Genomic DNA, 16448 nt, shown 5'->3' on the forward strand with positions numbered 1-16448 from the left:
GATATTGCTGAATCTAGGCTATGTTCCGGGTTTCTAACACCTTCTAACAAAGTGTACATTTTCATGTACACCTTAATAATTGAGCGCTACAGCTCATTTCCTACGATCTATAGCAACAAAAGACTAAATAATCGGCGGTTATACAACATATCTGTTGCATCAACTGATAGTTGTTAAAACATATGGCTATAAGATGGAGCTTTTGCTTTTCAATCGTCCTATTTATGCCTTACAATCCTTTTGAACCAAATCCATTCAGCAGAGAATGGGATTGACGAAAAAGGATGCGCTGATTTTGCTTCGAACCCAAAGTGAGACATTCCGTTAATTGAACTCTGCCCGGAAATGATTCCCTACATCCCTAATGTACTCAGACAGGATAGATCCATCTTGAGTTTAGGCTTTTTGCACCTTGAGTTTCTGTTTCATAGTGAATTTATTGGCTGCAGGGTAGGGGGTCTCCGTAGATCGTGCTTCGAACCAAAAGCACGATAAGTCACAACAAAACGGATTAAATTTAGAGGTATTAACCGTGAACTCAAAACTTGTCGGCAGCTCCCTGATCGTTGCAGGTACTGCTCTTGGCGCTGGTATGCTCGCTATACCAATGGTGCTAGCTCAATTTGGCCTCCTATGGGGCACTCTTCTCATGCTGTTCATCTGGGCAGGTACGACTTATGCGGCACTTCTTCTGTTGGAAGCAAGCTGTAAAGTAGGTGGTGGCGTGAGTATGAACGCCATTGCTCGTGAAACCCTTGGTAAAGGCGGTCAGCTTGTTACTAACGGTCTTTTGTACGCATTGCTTGTTTGCTTATTGATGGCCTACATCATCGGTGCTGGTGACTTGGTACAAAAAGTGACCACGTCATTGGGCCTACCACTTTCTACTATTTCTAGCCAAGTTGGCTTTACCGTTTTGGTTGGTCTTATCGTATCAGCTGGTACAGGCGTTGTTGATAAGCTAAACCGTGGCTTGTTCATCGGTATGATTGTCGCGCTTGTTCTAACGCTGCTCTCTCTTGCGCCAAATGTATCGTTTGAAGGCCTAAGTGAAGTAGTGAACGCAGACAAAATGGCACTGATCAAACAAAGCTCAGTTCTGTTCACAAGCTTTGGTTTCATGGTGGTGATTCCTTCTTTGGTCACTTACAACAAAGAAGCGAGCAAAAACCAACTACGCAACATGATCATTGTTGGCTCTACGATTCCTCTTGTGTGTTACATACTGTGGTTGTTCGCGGTAGTGGGTAACTTGCCACCACATGAACTTGTTCAATTCTCAAACGTGTCTGAGTTGATCTCTGTTCTTGGTCAGCAGTACACAGGTCTTGAGTTCATCCTGTCTATGTTTACTGGCTTGGCACTATTGACGTCTTTCTTAGGTGTGGCAATGGCGCTTTACGACCAAAATGCAGACCTTCTAAAAGCAAGTAAGCCAGTGGTATTCGTAACTACGTTTATTCTGCCGTTACTTGGTGCGGTATTCGCTCCAGAGCACTTCTTAGCGATCCTTAGCTACGCAGGTATTATCCTTGTATTCCTAGCGGTGTTTGTTCCACTATCGATGACCATGAAAGTGCGTCGTGTACCTGTAGAAGACAGCAGTGTGTACGAAGCGGGTGGTGGTGCGATGGGGATGAGCATTATCTTCCTGTTCGGCTGTTTCTTGCTGTTCGCTCAAGCGGTATAAATCGACTCGACGAACACACAGTAATTGAACTATAGAAAGCCGCTTGTCCACAATTGGGCAAGCGGCTTTTTTATGCGAAGGTGTTAGTGCTGCATTAGCTGTGTGTATGGCCTGCCCATTGCCTGATAAATCGCGATGATATTTGACGTTAATGCGAAATTGTCTCGCCAGAGGCTGACATGACTTGCTGTTACTCTCTTTATGATGGCGAACAAGTTATAAAGTAAAGGGGAACCGAGTGTCGAAGCGATTTTCTTTCAAAGTCGTTGGAATGATGCTTTCTTTCTATAAATAGAAAAACAGCGAGCACATGGGCTCGCTGTTTGCTTGCTTGTCGGTTAAAAAAGAGAAGTATCTAAACTGTAAAGCGGTTTAGAATTTCATCTTGTTTACGAACGTTTTCATTTTGTTTCTGCATAGCTTCATCGGCAAGGTCAGCTGAGTGAGATACTTGTGTCGACAAATCTTTAATATTGACCGTGTTATTGTTGATTTCTTCAGCAACCAAGCTTTGCTCTTCTGCAGCAGAGGCAATTTGCAAGTTCATATCAGAGATCTGCTGAATTGAATCACGGATTCGTTGCAGAGCGCCGTTTGCTTGTTCCGCTTTATCAACCGCCTCAACGGCACTATTTTTACTTTGGTGCATCGCACTCGCCACAGAAGATGCGCCGGATTGAAGTTGTTCAATCATGCTGCGAATTTCCGTCGTAGATTCTTGCGTACGCTGTGCTAGGGTACGAACTTCATCAGCTACAACGGCAAACCCTCGACCGGATTCGCCTGCGCGAGCAGCTTCGATGGCTGCATTCAGTGCAAGTAAGTTAGTTTGATCAGCAATATCGTTAATTACTTTCAAGATTGTCTCAATATTCGCTGTTGCAGACTCAAGGCCTTGAACTTCCTCAACTGCTTGGTCGATGTTGTCTGAAAGTAGGTTAATCGTTGCAGTTGATTCATTAACTACATTGGAACCTTGTATGGTGGCCTCGTCCGCTTCTTTCGCTGCACTTGCGGCGCCTTGAGCATTATTCGCAACTTCTGTCGCCGTTACAGACATCTCGTGCATAGCTGTTGCTAATTGCTCAAGCTCTTGCAGCTGAGTTTGCATCGCAGAAGCTGATCCTTTCGCCCCTTCTGCAGTTAACTGAGTTCCCGTTAAGATCTCATCAGAGATTTGCTTGGACTCGATAATTTGATGCTGAAGGTTCTCCATAAAGGTATTGAAGCCATGTGCTAACTCGGAAAACTCTTTATCTGTCTCTGTAGACAAGCGTTGAGTTAGATCACCTTTACCGGAAGCAACACCTTGAATAGCGGAATTCAGCTCATCTAATGGTCGCATCAAGAATCGAATCAACATAGTAAGCGCAGCAATTGAAAATACTACGGCAATAAGTGAGTAAATGATTGCGCTAGTACGTAACTTATCTACGGCTGCGTAAGCGATACTCTCATCAACAATTGCACCTACGTACCAATTCTCGATCTTAATGTGAGATAAGCTCACCATAAAGCTTTGGCCATTGACTTCGATATGTTGCTCACGTTTACCTAAGTCAATCTGGGGTAGATAACTCGACAGCTTTTTGCCATTGTTTGCAGCTTCTGGGTGCGCGATAGTTGTACCGTCGTTGGTTACAAGGAATAAGTATCCCGCATCAAATACATCTACCTGGTTTACCAATTCAGCCAGCTTAGTAAGCTCTAAGTCGTAGAACATACCTGCAATGAATCGACCATTCTCTTTTACTGGGGTGCCGATAGAGATAATGACATTTTTAGAGGAGGCATCGACATAAGGGTCAGTAACGACAAGGCTACCTTGATTCTTTGCTGCTTGGAACCACGGACGTTGGCGAGGGTCATAATCAGAACCAGCTTCCCAGTTGTCATCATTTTCGATGACTGAACCGTCAGCCTGGTAACCGAAACCTATCGCGAGAAAGCTTGACTTAGGCTTGGGCTGCTCAAGAATGTCTTTTACATACTGTCGGTCTTTAGGAGCTAACTCAATTACTTCTGTTAGAGATTGTGCCAGTGCTTTTTTTGCATCCATTTGAGACTCAACGGTGTTCCCAACACTCGTTAGAATCTCCCCTAGTGATTCATTGATATGATCTTCGATTTCTGAACGTACCGTCATTACCTGTTGAATAGACAGAAGCGAAACTGTCACTAACAATAAAATCGAGGACGCGGTTACTACTTTATGACTGAATTTCATAGATTTTCCTCAAGTCTCCCTGTTTACACTATCTCTGATTCATCTCTTATTGGGGGGATGATTTACGACAACAGATAGCAAAAAACGTGTTGTTGTTATTTTGTTATCGACAGTTTTATCAGATTCCTGAATGGATTTTTCATGTTTTTTAACTTTCACAGCAACATTGAGCTAAATGTGTGAGTTTGGTCATCTTGATAAAGTTTGATAATAAAAGTGTCAAAAAACGAAATGTTTGTCGCTTGCTGTCAATCGAGATGGGATGGTGTGAGGTTTATAAAATCAATCTTATTGGGGAATTGAATCGATTAAATGTAATCTGTGTGTTTCACTTATGAGACTAAGTGGGAGAGGTGTTGGCTAGAGCTCTATTTTGTTGTGTTTACTTTTTATGTTGATCTCAGAGTTGGGCGTAATAAAAAGCCCTGCAAAAGCAGGGCCTTAGGAAAAAGAACTTTAGAAAATCAAATGCGCTACACCTGCAATTACAGGCAGTGTAATTAATGTTCGCAGGATGAAGATAACAAATAGCTCGACAATATTTACCGGAATCTTGCTACCCAGTAGTAGAGCACCAACTTCAGACATGTAGATAAGCTGGGTTACTGACATTGCAGCAACGACAAAACGCGTCATCTCATTGTCAATTGAGGCAGCAAGAATTGCAGGGATAAACATGTCTGCAAAGCCAACAACGATAGTTTGAGATGCAGCCGCCGCTTCAGGTACTTGTAGAAGCTCTAGGTACGGGATAAATGGTTGACCTAGGATTTCAAATACGGATGTGTATTCGGCAATTACTAAAGCCACGGTACCAAGACCCATTACAACAGGCAGCACACCAAACACCATATCGATAGCGTTATGTACGCCTTCTTTAAATACCGACTGTACAGAAGTCACTTGACCAGCGCGTTTTAGCGCAAGATCCATGCCCCAAGAGAATGTTGTGTGACCTGCTGGAACTGCATCAGCGTCTTTCTTTGGTTCACTTCCGTCCATGTAACGATCTTTCTTCAGGCTTAATGGTGGTAAGCGAGGAATAATGATCGCGGCGATGACACCTGCCAAACAGATTGCACCGTAGAAAGGTAGGAACAGGTGTTCTAGCTGAACTTGAGCAAGAACAACCAAACTGAAAGTGATGGATACTGCGGAGAAGGTAGTACCAACAACCGCCGCTTCACGTTGAGTGTAGAAGTTGTTTTCGTATTGCTTACTGGTTAGCAGGATACCGACGCTGCCGTCACCTAGCCAAGAAGCCATACAGTCAATCGCACTACGGCCAGGTAGGTTAAACACTGGACGCATTACTTTACTGAGCAGTGCTCCAAATAGTTCAAGTAGACCGAAGTTCAATAGCAGTGGCAGTAGAAGACCCGCAAAAATGAACACTGCAAATAATGTCGGTAGAAGACCAGTTAAAACAAGACCACCAGTATTCTCTTCCCAGATTGCTTTGGGACCAACTTGGAAGAATGTCATCAATACTGCCGCAGCACCAATGAGACGAACAAACAACCAGAGAGGTGATGGGTTAAACAAACCGTTTAAGAAACTGTTACGCAGGATTGCTGCTGGCTTGAAAATTTTACAAAGAACAGAAGCGACAGCCATAAAAGCAATAATAGCGGTTACAATAGCAATTAATGTATCGCCAAGAACTGCTGGAATGACTTTTGCCATTACTGCAACGGGAATTGTCAGGCCACCATCGTAAGAGATAGGAGCCATGAAGAGTAGAAGACCAATCAGGGATGGGATGAAGAACATCCAGAAATTGCCCTTAGGCGCTTCAGCAGCATTAGTGTTGTTATGCATATTTGTCTCGTGTTACTACTAGTCAATACTCGCCATATTCCATGACATAAATATTCACTAAACATCCGTATTTAATCACAGTGTGCGGAGATTACCCGCAAACTGTACCCTTTGCAATACTATTCATTAAATACATCTAGTTATTCAGCCGTTTTTTCGGCTAATCTGATCAAAACTAGAATCTTGTATATGAAATTGTTGCTCGTGTTAGAAAATTGTAGCACGCAAACTGCTCGTTGCATTCGGCTAGACAACACAATGTGACTAGAGCAATAAAAAGCATAGTAAATGTGATTCGGATCTCAAGGGTGCCTCAGGAGCTTCTCATCCTGGTGGCACTAATTGTAAAGAGTCAGATCAGACTTTGATAAACATATTTGGAAATGAGCACAAGGAGTAGGGAAGGACGGCTTAGGAGTATTACTTAAACCGTCATTGAAATTAGATCAGAGATAGGTGCTATGCGGCTTGCTTTCGGCTGAGCAAGTAAAGGTAGCCCCAGTAAGCGATAGCAATAACAAATGCCAATAATGCAGGAAACACCAAAGCATAAAGCTCATAGACGTTAAAAAGCGCAGCTCCCGCTGTACCACCAAGTAAAAAACCTAAGAAGATAAAGATAAATAGTTTTGCTTTTCTTCTATCAAACTGGCGTCCACGCAAACTTTCGCCAATCATTATCCCAAGATCAGTGATAATCCCCGTCATGTGTGTTGTTCGCACTACGGCACCGCTAAACGTTGTAATCATTGCGTTTTGTAAGCCACAAGCCGCCGAAGCGAGATATTGGCCGTATACGTCGCCCTGCACTAAGAAGCCCAAACTTAGAAGTAGTAAGCTTCCTTCAATACAAAGCGCTACACCGTAGCGGCGTCCTAGTTTTAGCGCGCTACTTTCAATAAAGAAGCCACTAAAGGCTGAGCCAATTAAAAAGCTGAATACAATGAGTAGTAGGTGGATGGTACTGTCCACACCGACTAAAAGGCTGTTCCCTAGCTGAGTTACCGTTCCGGAAAGATGTGTTATCGCTTGATGTTGAAAGCCGAGTAGTCCTACGGCATTGACGCAACCGGCCAGAAGAGCCAGCAGAAACGCGCCATATTCCACCCAACGAGGAAGTCTGGAAATCACAATGAAGCCTCACCAAATGTTAGGAGCAGATTATAGCGCTTACAAGTTATAACGAAAGCCTTTCACACGATACTCGGTTGATCATTCTCAATAAAATTTCAACTATTGTTGAGCGGATTCAAATATTATGGCCTGCGACCTTACACGCTTTTCTATTCGATATGCTCCATAGTACATTCAAAATGCACCCATCCATGCTTCCTTTGCTCGTAAATAGAGATAGTAGGCCGTGGGAACTCATTGTTATTAAACAAACCTACCGGAACGACGACAAAGTCAGTCGCATCTGACAATAATAAACGCATTGTGGTGCCGCAAGCTGGACAAAACTCATATTGTACTTGGTTGCCAGAATCACATAATCGCGTATAACTCGTCACGTCACCGTCTAAGATCACTTGCTCTTTATTGAACTTGGCTTGCACGCCAAAGACGCTTCCAGTGCGTTTCTGACACTCGAAGCAATGACAAATTGAAGTCCTAATGGGTTCTGCCATACAACGTAGTTGAACCAAACCACAGGCACACTCGCATGTGTGGGTGATTGTTGTCATTGTTATTACCTATTGGATGTCAGTTATTGTGATTGAAGTGATGTTGTAGTGCTGGGAGCAACTAGGCTGCTAGCGAATCACTTGAGTATAGTTTAGTTTAACTTTGAAACACTTGAGTCAAAATCGTACTGCGGTCTTAACGATTGAATTGGTATATACTCATCGCAGAATTATGAGAACAAACACAAGGAAGCCCGCATGACTCGTAAGAGAATTCTACCTATTCCACTTATTCTTCTCATCCCTGTGCTGTTGTTGGCCATTGTGGTGATTGCTGGTATTTACCGTTTTAGCCTTTCCGATGAAGACATCATGGCGAAGTTTCCTCAAACTCAGACCCAAACTAATTCAATCGTAGCGGAAGTACTTGGGATTCAGTCACGAAATCCGTGGACGGTTCAAGTCCCTGAACAAAGTGCGGTGACGTTTCTAGATGAATGGGACAAAGAACATGGCTTATTGAAAGGTCAATACGATGCGGGCGCGACCAAGGGTGAAGTGCTGGTTCCTACCGAGTTTGTTGCTCAACGAGACATCAATGGTACACCTTGGATTATTGCGCCAGTGATTGTAACAACACAGGGTTCAGGCGCATTTTATTATCTCGGATTGTTCAAGTTTGATGCAGTGCCAAGTCGAGTAGTGTTGCTCAATAGTGTTTTTCTTGGAGACCGCATCAAAATATCATCGCTGGAATGGGTGAGTGATACGAAAGTTTCGCTTTCTTATCTTGAACATGGCAAAGAACAAGCGCTCGCGGAGCAACCAAATCAATTGATCTCAGCGACAATTCTTCGTGTAGGTAATAGCTTGAGTATGCAACAGTGATGATTTTTTTTTGCTTATGTAAAAAATAGGCATTTTCTGCGCTAGATCTCGTAATTTGCTAGTGATTTCTGATTCGGGAATGCATAAGCTATGAGCCTTATTTATAAGGAGATAGTAATTCCCGTGTCTGAAAATGTGTCAACAAAGCGGTTTCCTAGCTTCACAAGCCGTAAAGCGTTACTGCTGTACTCCTTACCTGTGTTTGTTGCGATTGGTGTTTCTCACTCGATCAACGAGTCTTCTCTTACCAAAACGATCGCCCTCAATTTACCTGAATCACAGGTTGTAGAAAGAATTCTAGATGCCAAAACGGCATCTCTGGCTGTGACCACGCCTCCAAGTTTTGAGTATCAAATTCAAGCTGGTGATAATCTAAGTTCAATTTTTAGCCAGCTTGGCTTTGGTTATAGCTCTTTAATGAAGGTCATGGAAACAGACCTCAACTTCTTAGCACTCGATACACTAAAACCTGGTAATACGCTTCGCTTTTGGCGAAATGAAGAAACGGGTGACCTAGAAAAAATGGAGCTTCAGTTCTCCATTGCTGATAAAGCTGTGTATCAAAGAAACAATGACGGTAGCTATGACTTCAAAGACGTTTCTATTCCTGGTGTGTGGCATCAACAACCTTTAGTTGGTGTTATAAATGGTAGTTTTTCATCTTCTGCCAACCGATTAGGTTTGACGACAGCTGAAATAGGTCAAGTCGTCAATTTGCTTAAAGAGCAAGTCAATTTTGGAAAGGACCTGCGTGCAGGTGATCGTTTTGAAGTGGTTCGCCGTTCTCAAACGATTGATGGTATTGCTACAGGTAAGAATGAAATTGAAGCGATCAAGATTTACAATCGTGGTCGTGAGATTTCTGCATACCTTCATACCGATGGTCAGTTCTATAATGCTAAGGGCGAGAGTCTTCAACGCGCATTCCAACGTTACCCAGTAAGTCGCAGTTGGCGTATAAGCTCAAGCTTTAATCCAAAACGTCTTCATCCTGTAACTGGGCGTGTTGCGCCGCATAATGGTACAGACTGGGCAGTGCCTATTGGTACTCCTGTCGAGGCTACGGGGGATGGCACAGTGATTATGACCCGTAAACACCCTTATGCTGGTAACTATGTCGTGATTGAACACGGCAGTAAATATAAGACGCGCTACTTACACTTGAGCAAAATTTTAGTGAAGAAAGGGCAGAAAGTATCTCGTGGTCAACGAATTGGTTTGTCGGGTAAAACTGGTCGCGTAACTGGACCGCACCTTCATTACGAGTTAATTGAATATGGGCGCCCAGTGAATGCAATGCGAGCGAATATACCAATGGCGAGCTCGGTACCTAAGAAAGATATGGCTGCGTTTATTGCGAAACGAGATGAAATGGATCGTTTGCTGCATAAACAAGAATTAGCATCTCTTTAATCTAAAAAAGGCCAAACAGTGTTTGGCCTTTTTTATGCGCTTTTAATATCTCTTTCATTTATGATGCAGACCATTTCTGCTACTTCCATTGGTTTAGAGAAGTGATACCCTTGTATTTTATGGCAGCCAATATCTACAAGTTTATTGAGTGCAATATCGTCTTCGACCCCTTCTGCGACCAAATCGACACCAAGCAATTGTGCTAGTTGAGTGATGAGCTTAACCACCTGCTCTGACGTTTGATTGGTTAGCATATTTCGAATAAATGTTGCGTCTATTTTTATGCTATCAATTGGGTAACTATGGATATAGTTTAAGCTTGAGTAACCAGTACCAAAATCATCTAGAGCGACTTTGAACCCGAGGTAGCGAAGTGAGTCAAGAACCAGTCTTTCCTGCCCTGATTGAGCAAGCAATACTGTCTCAGTTAACTCGATAACGAAATCGCAAGGCTGATGCCCGTATTTTTCGATTGTATCAGTCAGATGGTTAATATAGCGTTTTGAGTTGAGTAGCTCATAGGCGGAACAGTTCACGCTAAGTTTGATCGGATAGCCAAGTTGAGATTCCAATTGCTGTTTTGCTTGACAAGCGAGCTCAATGATCCGTTCACCGAGTTCTACGATGAGACCAGATTGCTCTGCTGCTCCAATAAATTCCATCGGCGATATTGGACCGAAATTTCTACTGTTCCAACGTGCAAGAGCTTCAAAGTAATCCCATCGTTCTTGAGTGATATCGACAATAGGCTGCACGACGACATATAGCTCATCATTTTCAGAAGTTGGATGGCGTAAAATATCTCTAAGTGCTTCAATAAGCTGAGTTTGTTTATGGTATATCGCGCTCAGATGCGTGTCATAAGGTTGAATGGAAATGTCTCGATGCTTCTTACAGTCTTTTAAGGCAAGGCTGGCATTCAAGATTAACTCATCGCTGTTTGTCAGACTTGTACTTGCTTTCGCCAATCCGATACTGACGGTAAAGTTGATTCGATTAGCGTTGTCTTGATATCCGGACTCAATTTTATCGAGTATTTCTTGGCAGATCGTCACGGGGTCTTTTTCAAAAGTGATAAAAGCAAATTCATCACCTGCGACTCTGAACGCGCTATTTTGTTCCCCCAAAGTTTGCTGAATGACATTGGCGGTAAACTTAATGATTTGATCGCCAATGTAGTTGCCGTTGATATCATTGATGGATTTGAAATTGTCGATATCAAGGTAGGCAAGGTGAAAGGGCTTTGTTGATTGCTGCGTTAGCATTTCTAGTGAGTCCGCCAAACAACTACGGTTGAGAAGGCCAGTCAAGTTATCGTGGGAAACTTCGTAACTGAGCTGATTGAGCAATTTATCAGATCGTTCGCTGATCCACTTTTCTCTTAAACTATGGACGATTAAGCTCGCATAGAATCGATGATGCCTGATTATTTCTTGGGCTTCTTCATCGAGTATTGGCCGTTGATATGTGGAATGAATAATGCCCAGAACATCACCATTGTGGTTCTTTAGCGGTAACCCAATGTAAGCCTGTATTCCGGCGTCTTGTAACAGGATGTCTTCTGGAAAGAGTTTGTAGACTTCATCCTGATAGAATACTTGTTTGCCAATATCCGCACATACCTGTTCGCAAGGCGTTTTTTCAAGTCCGTAGGTACTGTTGTCAATAATTTGATTGTTCTCAGCGAACGATAGGGTGACTGCATGATGGTACAAATGCGCCACCTCTACCACACATGTGCAATAGCTATCAAACCTCTGATGTAGGTCTAATGTCGTTTTATTTAGTAAGTCGAGTCCATCAAGGCTTAACGTTTCTTCTAGATCCGAGACGCTGATGTGTGACTCATCTAGTGAATACTTCATCTGACGTTATCTCTTTGTTCGTGATTTTGATATTTTTGTTACACGCTAAATCTCAAATTATTTCGATATGCATCACGTTAAATATCGGTGAAAACTAAATATTTTTCAAATTCAACTTATCTCAATGTTGAGAAAATACCTAAAAGAACTTCCTTCACTACGGGCATCAATCGGTATGAGCATCGGCACTACGATGAATTACAATGCAAGCAGCTCATTTTTTTCATCTTCTAAGCGTTTCCTTAGGTAGTCTAGAAATAATTTAGTACGAGTGTGTTGGTAGTCTAGCTTGGGGTAGTATGCATACACAGTTGCTTCGTCTGCTGTAATTTCGGGCAATACAGGGACAAGGTTGCCTTGCTTCAACTCTTCTCTGATCATGACATTGTTAGTCAGTATAATTCCCATTCCTCTCTTAGCGCCGTGAAATAAGGCTTCAGGATTAGTGGTAGAGAAGTTGCCAGATATAGTAAACCGATGGCCATGAATGGTCTTAACGTCTCTAGATGGTTTTTCACCCCAAATAAGTACGTTGTGGGTGCTTAGCTCTTCTATTGAGCGAGGGGAACCGTATTTCTCTAAGTACTTGGGTGCCGCATAAAACTGGGCTTTGTGCTCGAAAAGGGGCGTTGCTTTGAAACTAAGTGAGTTGAGCTGTTCCAGTTCTCGGCTAATAAATAAATCCAAACTCAGTTCTGGAAGTTGCCCTGGTAACGTTGTAAACAACTGAAGTTTAATGTCTGGGTATTGATCGAGAAAATCATCCAGATAATGCACTAGAAACTTTGATCCTACCGCAAGAGTGGCTCCGATTTTAAGTAGACCTGCAGGGGACTGGTTTACTGAGCGTGTTTCATCTAACACCGACTGCCAAGAATCGAGCTGTACCTTAGCACGCTCATAAAAAAGCGCACCAGCTTCGGTTTGGCTTATTGACCGTGTTGTTCTTTTTAGCAATTGCACGCCAATCTTGTCTTCTAGCCATTGAATACGCTTACTAATCGCCGAACTGGTCGTGTTGAGCTTTCTAGCCGCCGCATTGAAGCTTCCTTCTTCTACCACACGAATGTAACTCCGCACGCTCTGAATCCAATCCATACTATTCTATCCTAATAGGAAATAATGCCTTTCCATTTTAGTTTATTATCATCTTTGAGTATCAAATATACACTGTCTGTCGTGAAACTGTCATGTTGTTAGGAGGGTATATTGCGTAAAACACCATTATTGTTAGCTATGATGATCATCGCGACCGGTCAAGTTGGCGTCAGCATTTATCTTCCCTCTTTACCACTTATTGGTCATGACCTTAACCTTCAGCAGCACGAGATACAAAACCTCGTCACACTATTCCTCGTTGGGTTTGGTGTCTCTCAATTGTTCTATGGTCCATTATCGGACTCAATAGGGCGTAGACCAGTGTTTATTATCGGTCAAAGCGTCTATTTGGTTGGGACGGTAATCTGTATTGCATTTGCAGACCATATCGCAGCGCTAGAAGTAGGGCGACTATTGCAAGGTTTGGGGGCAGGAAGCGCTTCTGTGCTTGGGCGCTCGGTATTACGAGACAGTTATGATGGGGTACAGTTGACTAAAGCACTTTCTTATATCTCTGTGACCGCTTCTGTAATGCCGATTGTTGCGCCGTTATTTGGTGGATGGATTGCCTATCACATCAGTTGGCATGCGGTTTTTGTGTTCGTTCTCCTTTATCTTGCGGCGATTTTTGCCCTTGGTTTTGCGGTGCTGCCAGAAACACTACCTTATCCAAAGCGACGCTTTGAGCCAAAGCGAGTGATACTAAGTTACATTGACTTACTGACCAATAAACAAGTAATTGGTAGTGCCAGTTACAACTGGCTGAGCTATCTATCTGCTTTGGTGACCTTGTCTTTGTATCCTTTTTTAATGCAGCAAGAGCTTGGGCTTACAGCGGCAGACTATGGCACTTTGATGATTGTGCCTTCGGCTGGGTTATTAATGGGAAGCTTGGTACTCAACTTTATTAACGCTCGGTATAAAGAGCAGCAAATACTGTTAATGAGTTTTGTGATAGTAGCGTTTTCTGGAGCAATGCTTCTACTACTGCCGTTTACAGTGACTTCACTATTGATTGCGTTTACTTGTTTGAGCTTTGCACAAGGCATGTCATTCCCTGTCTCGATAAGTTTATTGCTGTCGCCTCACAAGAAACAAGCAGGAGCGGTTTCTGCATTGTCGGGGTCGATACAAATGTGTCTCGCAGGTTTGTTGGGAGGTTATTTGGTAGAACATTGGGTAACCAGTCAACAGCAATTAGGTTTCTTTTACATGTTGATTGCACTGCTATGTTGTCTAGTTTTGCTACTGAGTCAGATTCGGAAGCCTTATCATCGCTTTGTCGAACCAGAAAGCTCACGTTGAATCTGCTTGCAAGCTTACAATCTCCTTTCTAAAATGCGCCATAAATTACGCTAGCTTTGCGTTGACTCATAAAGGGGTCGCGTGAGCAAGATACCAGTTAATCGTTAGGTGAAACCATGCAACAGAACGAATTTGAAGCACTACTAAAAGAAATCGGTGAGAAAGAGAACCTACCTCAAGCCCTTGAACTGCTAAAAGCATCTGATGAAGAAGAGATCGCACAAGCTGCAGAATCACTTACAGGTCAATTTGGTCTTGCTGAAGTCGATGGTGAAAAACGTATTTACCATATCACGATCCAAGCTGATGAGTCTGGTGAAGAAAAAGAGTTTGTAGAGCATGTTATGAATGAAGGCGAGCACTTGATAAAGTTTGCTGCTTGGTTCTTTGAAACTTTCTTTGAAATCAAACAGAAAGATACATATAAAGCTGCGGGTAAAACTTACCAACAGCCTAAACGTTGATAATCAAAATTTATCGCTAAGGTTAGAAGTTCTTGTAATTTAATTACAGAAAAGTGTGATCCGAGTCTTGTAATTGCGGTTTTTAGGTGTAAAATTACAACATAAACCAGTCAATTATATCTTAGGAGAAGGTCATGGGTAACGAACTAGGTGGCGCTTACATTGGCCAAATGATAGCTAAAGACGCAATGCATAAAGCGCTTTACGGTAAAGCAAAGAAGAAAAAACCTTCGATGTTTACTCGCCTAATGAAAAAACTAGCGAATTAATAAGAAAAGCCCTGATGTGATATCAGGGCTTTTTGCTTTTATGTATGTATTATTTTTTCGATGAGTGATATTTATGCGCTTTGACTAGGGATCTCAACCACGTTATCTGGCACACTATCTAACCCTTTCTCTGCTAACCACTTTTCCAAGTTATCGGCACCCCCGATGTACTCACCATCTAACCAAATCTGCGGTACAGTTACCGGTGTTTTCTCTCCTATGATCGCTTTCACTTCAGGGATCATTCTATAAAGTGCTGCACTGTCTTTGACAACGTCATGGTATTTGTACTCAACACCGGCTTCATCAAGCAGCTTTTTGGCTTTTACACAGTAAGGGCAAGTCGCTTTCCCGTAAACGATGTTTCCTTTCAGCTGGTCTCGTTTAGTCCATTCAGCAATAACAGATTGAACAAGCACGCCTCGGTTTAGCGCTTCCCCTTGGCTGACGACTTTACCTTCAACGACGAGTATCGGGGCGTGCCATGCTCCAAGTTTTAATGGCTCCCACCAGTGAGACAACCAATCTTTCACTTCTAGCTCAACGGGTACATCTGCGAGTTCATTTTCAAATGTGTCAGCAAGAATATCTTTGGTTAATGTGCATTCTCCACATGGGATATTTACTTTGAATGGTCCCCAGCTTCCGCCCCAACGATATAGTGTCATTTTGATTGGCTGTGTCATACATTGCTCCTCATTTCTTTCCTGAAAATATAGAACCTAAAACTTGAATATTTCTTTCAACTTACTTTCTTTTTTTTGCTTCCCAATGGGTAATGAAAGCAATTGAGCCGACAATAATGGCAGCGCCAAGCCATAACCGACCAGGTGGCACCCAGTTAAATACTAGCCAACCTGCGAAGACGTTTAGAGGCAGTTTTGCATGGTCAAATGGTTGTACAAATGATGCATCAGCGACCGCGTAAGCTTTGACTACAGCCCATTGCGCTAAAGCAGTGAGCACGCCTGCGGCAACTAAAATGCCCCAGATACTCCAACCTTCTGGCATCGCAAAAGTAGGAACCGCTAATAGAATATTAAATGGTGTGATCAGTAAAAGCAGATATACCACCATGGTTGACGGTGGATCATTCACAGATAGCTTCTTTACCATTAAAGAATAGGATGCCCAGAAAAAAGCAGCACCGACAGGCAGTAGCGTTGCCCATGTAAATGAGTCTGACCATGGTTCGAGAATAATCATGGCACCGATAAAACCTGTAAGTGTCGCAATCCACCGAGCGACGCCAACTTTCTCTTTAAGGATTAAACCTGAGCCAACCGTCGCAAATAAAGGGGAGGTCATCAGCAGTGCGATACCTTGCCAAATTGGGACGGGGTAAGCGAGAGCCCATAGCCATAGTTGGATGCCAATGACCGCTAGGAAAATGCGTAATGCGTGCCACCCAAAGTGGTTAGTGCGTAAAGATTGACGAATGCCTAATGTGCGCAGGTACGGCAAGATGGCAAAAAATGCGATAGCGTATTGGAAGAGTGCAAATGTTGTGGATGACACACCAAAGTGAATACTTGCGATTTGAGCAAAGCTATTAACGATGGCAAAAGCCAAGCCTGCGGTAAGCATCCAAGATGCTCCTTGGACAGGATGATGGTTCAATTGGATATTTCCGGTTTTAAACAATGGGCAGGATCATACGTTCTATTGATGGGGGAGCCAATAAAAAAATGCCTCCCGGAGGGAGGCGACATTACCAATTCAAAGGACGTGCCTACCTAAGTAGGTACAAAGAACGAGAAGCACAAACGCTGCCATGCATTTG

At 42.9% G+C, this 16448-nt stretch carries 14 protein-coding genes; 6 read left to right on the forward strand and 8 right to left on the reverse strand.

The annotated features are described in order from the left end of the window. Nucleotides 1-532: 532 nt before the first annotated feature. Nucleotides 533-1690: an amino acid permease gene (locus BSZ04_RS07010; RefSeq protein WP_088879971.1), complete on the forward strand. Its 1158-nt coding sequence runs from the start codon at nucleotides 533-535 to the stop codon at nucleotides 1688-1690. Between the two features lie 355 nt (nucleotides 1691-2045). On the opposite strand, the gene BSZ04_RS07015 is transcribed toward BSZ04_RS07010, so the two are convergent. From BSZ04_RS07015 to BSZ04_RS07030, 4 genes are all read right to left on the reverse strand, one after another. Next, complete coding sequence (locus BSZ04_RS07015) at nucleotides 2046-3917, reverse strand: methyl-accepting chemotaxis protein (protein ID WP_088879972.1); 1872 nt, start codon at nucleotides 3915-3917, stop codon at nucleotides 2046-2048. A gap of 456 nt (nucleotides 3918-4373) precedes the next feature. Then, nucleotides 4374-5738 (reverse strand): YjiH family protein, encoded by a 1365-nt coding sequence (locus tag BSZ04_RS07020; protein WP_010452623.1) that lies wholly within the window; start codon nucleotides 5736-5738, stop codon nucleotides 4374-4376. A gap of 459 nt (nucleotides 5739-6197) precedes the next feature. Next, nucleotides 6198-6869: a YoaK family protein gene (locus BSZ04_RS07025; protein WP_038882723.1), complete on the reverse strand. Its 672-nt coding sequence runs from the start codon at nucleotides 6867-6869 to the stop codon at nucleotides 6198-6200. 152 nt (nucleotides 6870-7021) lie between these two features. Beyond that, nucleotides 7022-7423: a GFA family protein gene (locus BSZ04_RS07030; protein WP_088879973.1), complete on the reverse strand. Its 402-nt coding sequence runs from the start codon at nucleotides 7421-7423 to the stop codon at nucleotides 7022-7024. Between the two features lie 198 nt (nucleotides 7424-7621). Between BSZ04_RS07030 and BSZ04_RS07035 the strand changes: the two genes are divergently transcribed. Both BSZ04_RS07035 and BSZ04_RS07040 read left to right on the forward strand, forming a co-directional pair. Then, nucleotides 7622-8251 carry a hypothetical protein gene (locus BSZ04_RS07035; protein WP_088879974.1) on the forward strand — a complete coding sequence of 210 codons (630 nt, stop codon included), beginning with the start codon at nucleotides 7622-7624 and terminating at the stop codon, nucleotides 8249-8251. A 123-nt stretch (nucleotides 8252-8374) separates the two neighbouring features. Then, nucleotides 8375-9664 carry a peptidoglycan DD-metalloendopeptidase family protein gene (locus tag BSZ04_RS07040; RefSeq protein WP_071235019.1) on the forward strand — a complete coding sequence of 430 codons (1290 nt, stop codon included), beginning with the start codon at nucleotides 8375-8377 and terminating at the stop codon, nucleotides 9662-9664. Between the two features lie 32 nt (nucleotides 9665-9696). On the opposite strand, the gene BSZ04_RS07045 is transcribed toward BSZ04_RS07040, so the two are convergent. Both BSZ04_RS07045 and BSZ04_RS07050 read right to left on the reverse strand, forming a co-directional pair. Further along, the gene (locus BSZ04_RS07045; protein WP_088879975.1) at nucleotides 9697-11529 is read right to left on the reverse strand and encodes a putative bifunctional diguanylate cyclase/phosphodiesterase; all 1833 of its coding nucleotides are present in this window, start codon (nucleotides 11527-11529) and stop codon (nucleotides 9697-9699) included. A gap of 198 nt (nucleotides 11530-11727) precedes the next feature. Beyond that, nucleotides 11728-12627, reverse strand: a complete 900-nt coding sequence (locus BSZ04_RS07050; protein WP_088879976.1) for a LysR family transcriptional regulator — start codon at nucleotides 12625-12627, stop codon at nucleotides 11728-11730. Nucleotides 12628-12738: 111 nt separating this feature from the next. Here BSZ04_RS07050 and BSZ04_RS07055 point away from each other — a divergent pair, with 111 nt between their 5' ends. From BSZ04_RS07055 to BSZ04_RS25360, 3 genes are all read left to right on the forward strand, one after another. Next, nucleotides 12739-13932 carry a multidrug effflux MFS transporter gene (locus BSZ04_RS07055; RefSeq protein WP_088879977.1) on the forward strand — a complete coding sequence of 398 codons (1194 nt, stop codon included), beginning with the start codon at nucleotides 12739-12741 and terminating at the stop codon, nucleotides 13930-13932. Nucleotides 13933-14048: 116 nt separating this feature from the next. After that, nucleotides 14049-14396 carry a hypothetical protein gene (locus tag BSZ04_RS07060; RefSeq protein WP_010452604.1) on the forward strand — a complete coding sequence of 116 codons (348 nt, stop codon included), beginning with the start codon at nucleotides 14049-14051 and terminating at the stop codon, nucleotides 14394-14396. Nucleotides 14397-14530: 134 nt separating this feature from the next. Beyond that, nucleotides 14531-14665: a hypothetical protein gene (locus tag BSZ04_RS25360; protein WP_010452602.1), complete on the forward strand. Its 135-nt coding sequence runs from the start codon at nucleotides 14531-14533 to the stop codon at nucleotides 14663-14665. A gap of 71 nt (nucleotides 14666-14736) precedes the next feature. Here BSZ04_RS25360 and BSZ04_RS07070 read toward each other — a convergent pair whose 3' ends face one another. Then, nucleotides 14737-15351 (reverse strand): glutaredoxin domain-containing protein, encoded by a 615-nt coding sequence (locus BSZ04_RS07070; RefSeq protein WP_045394546.1) that lies wholly within the window; start codon nucleotides 15349-15351, stop codon nucleotides 14737-14739. Between the two features lie 61 nt (nucleotides 15352-15412). After that, on the reverse strand, nucleotides 15413-16252 hold the full coding sequence (locus BSZ04_RS07075) for a DMT family transporter (protein ID WP_050568910.1): 840 nt from the start codon (nucleotides 16250-16252) through the stop codon (nucleotides 15413-15415). Between the last annotated feature and the right edge of the window lie 196 nt (nucleotides 16253-16448).

This window comes from Vibrio rotiferianus, from assembly GCF_002214395.1.
Lineage (GTDB): Bacteria > Pseudomonadota > Gammaproteobacteria > Enterobacterales > Vibrionaceae > Vibrio > Vibrio rotiferianus.

Coding starts and splice junctions, on each gene's coding strand:
- BSZ04_RS07060 (WP_010452604.1), top strand. CDS start 14,049: ATGCAACAGAACGAATTTGAAGCACTACTAAAAGAAATCGGTGAGAAA.
- BSZ04_RS07030 (WP_088879973.1), bottom strand. CDS start 7,423: ATGACAACAATCACCCACACATGCGAGTGTGCCTGTGGTTTGGTTCAA.
- BSZ04_RS07070 (WP_045394546.1), bottom strand. CDS start 15,351: ATGACACAGCCAATCAAAATGACACTATATCGTTGGGGCGGAAGCTGG.
- BSZ04_RS07050 (WP_088879976.1), bottom strand. CDS start 12,627: ATGGATTGGATTCAGAGCGTGCGGAGTTACATTCGTGTGGTAGAAGAA.
- BSZ04_RS07020 (WP_010452623.1), bottom strand. CDS start 5,738: ATGCATAACAACACTAATGCTGCTGAAGCGCCTAAGGGCAATTTCTGG.
- BSZ04_RS25360 (WP_010452602.1), top strand. CDS start 14,531: ATGGGTAACGAACTAGGTGGCGCTTACATTGGCCAAATGATAGCTAAA.
- BSZ04_RS07015 (WP_088879972.1), bottom strand. CDS start 3,917: ATGAAATTCAGTCATAAAGTAGTAACCGCGTCCTCGATTTTATTGTTA.
- BSZ04_RS07035 (WP_088879974.1), top strand. CDS start 7,622: ATGACTCGTAAGAGAATTCTACCTATTCCACTTATTCTTCTCATCCCT.
- BSZ04_RS07075 (WP_050568910.1), bottom strand. CDS start 16,252: ATGCTTACCGCAGGCTTGGCTTTTGCCATCGTTAATAGCTTTGCTCAA.
- BSZ04_RS07045 (WP_088879975.1), bottom strand. CDS start 11,529: ATGAAGTATTCACTAGATGAGTCACACATCAGCGTCTCGGATCTAGAA.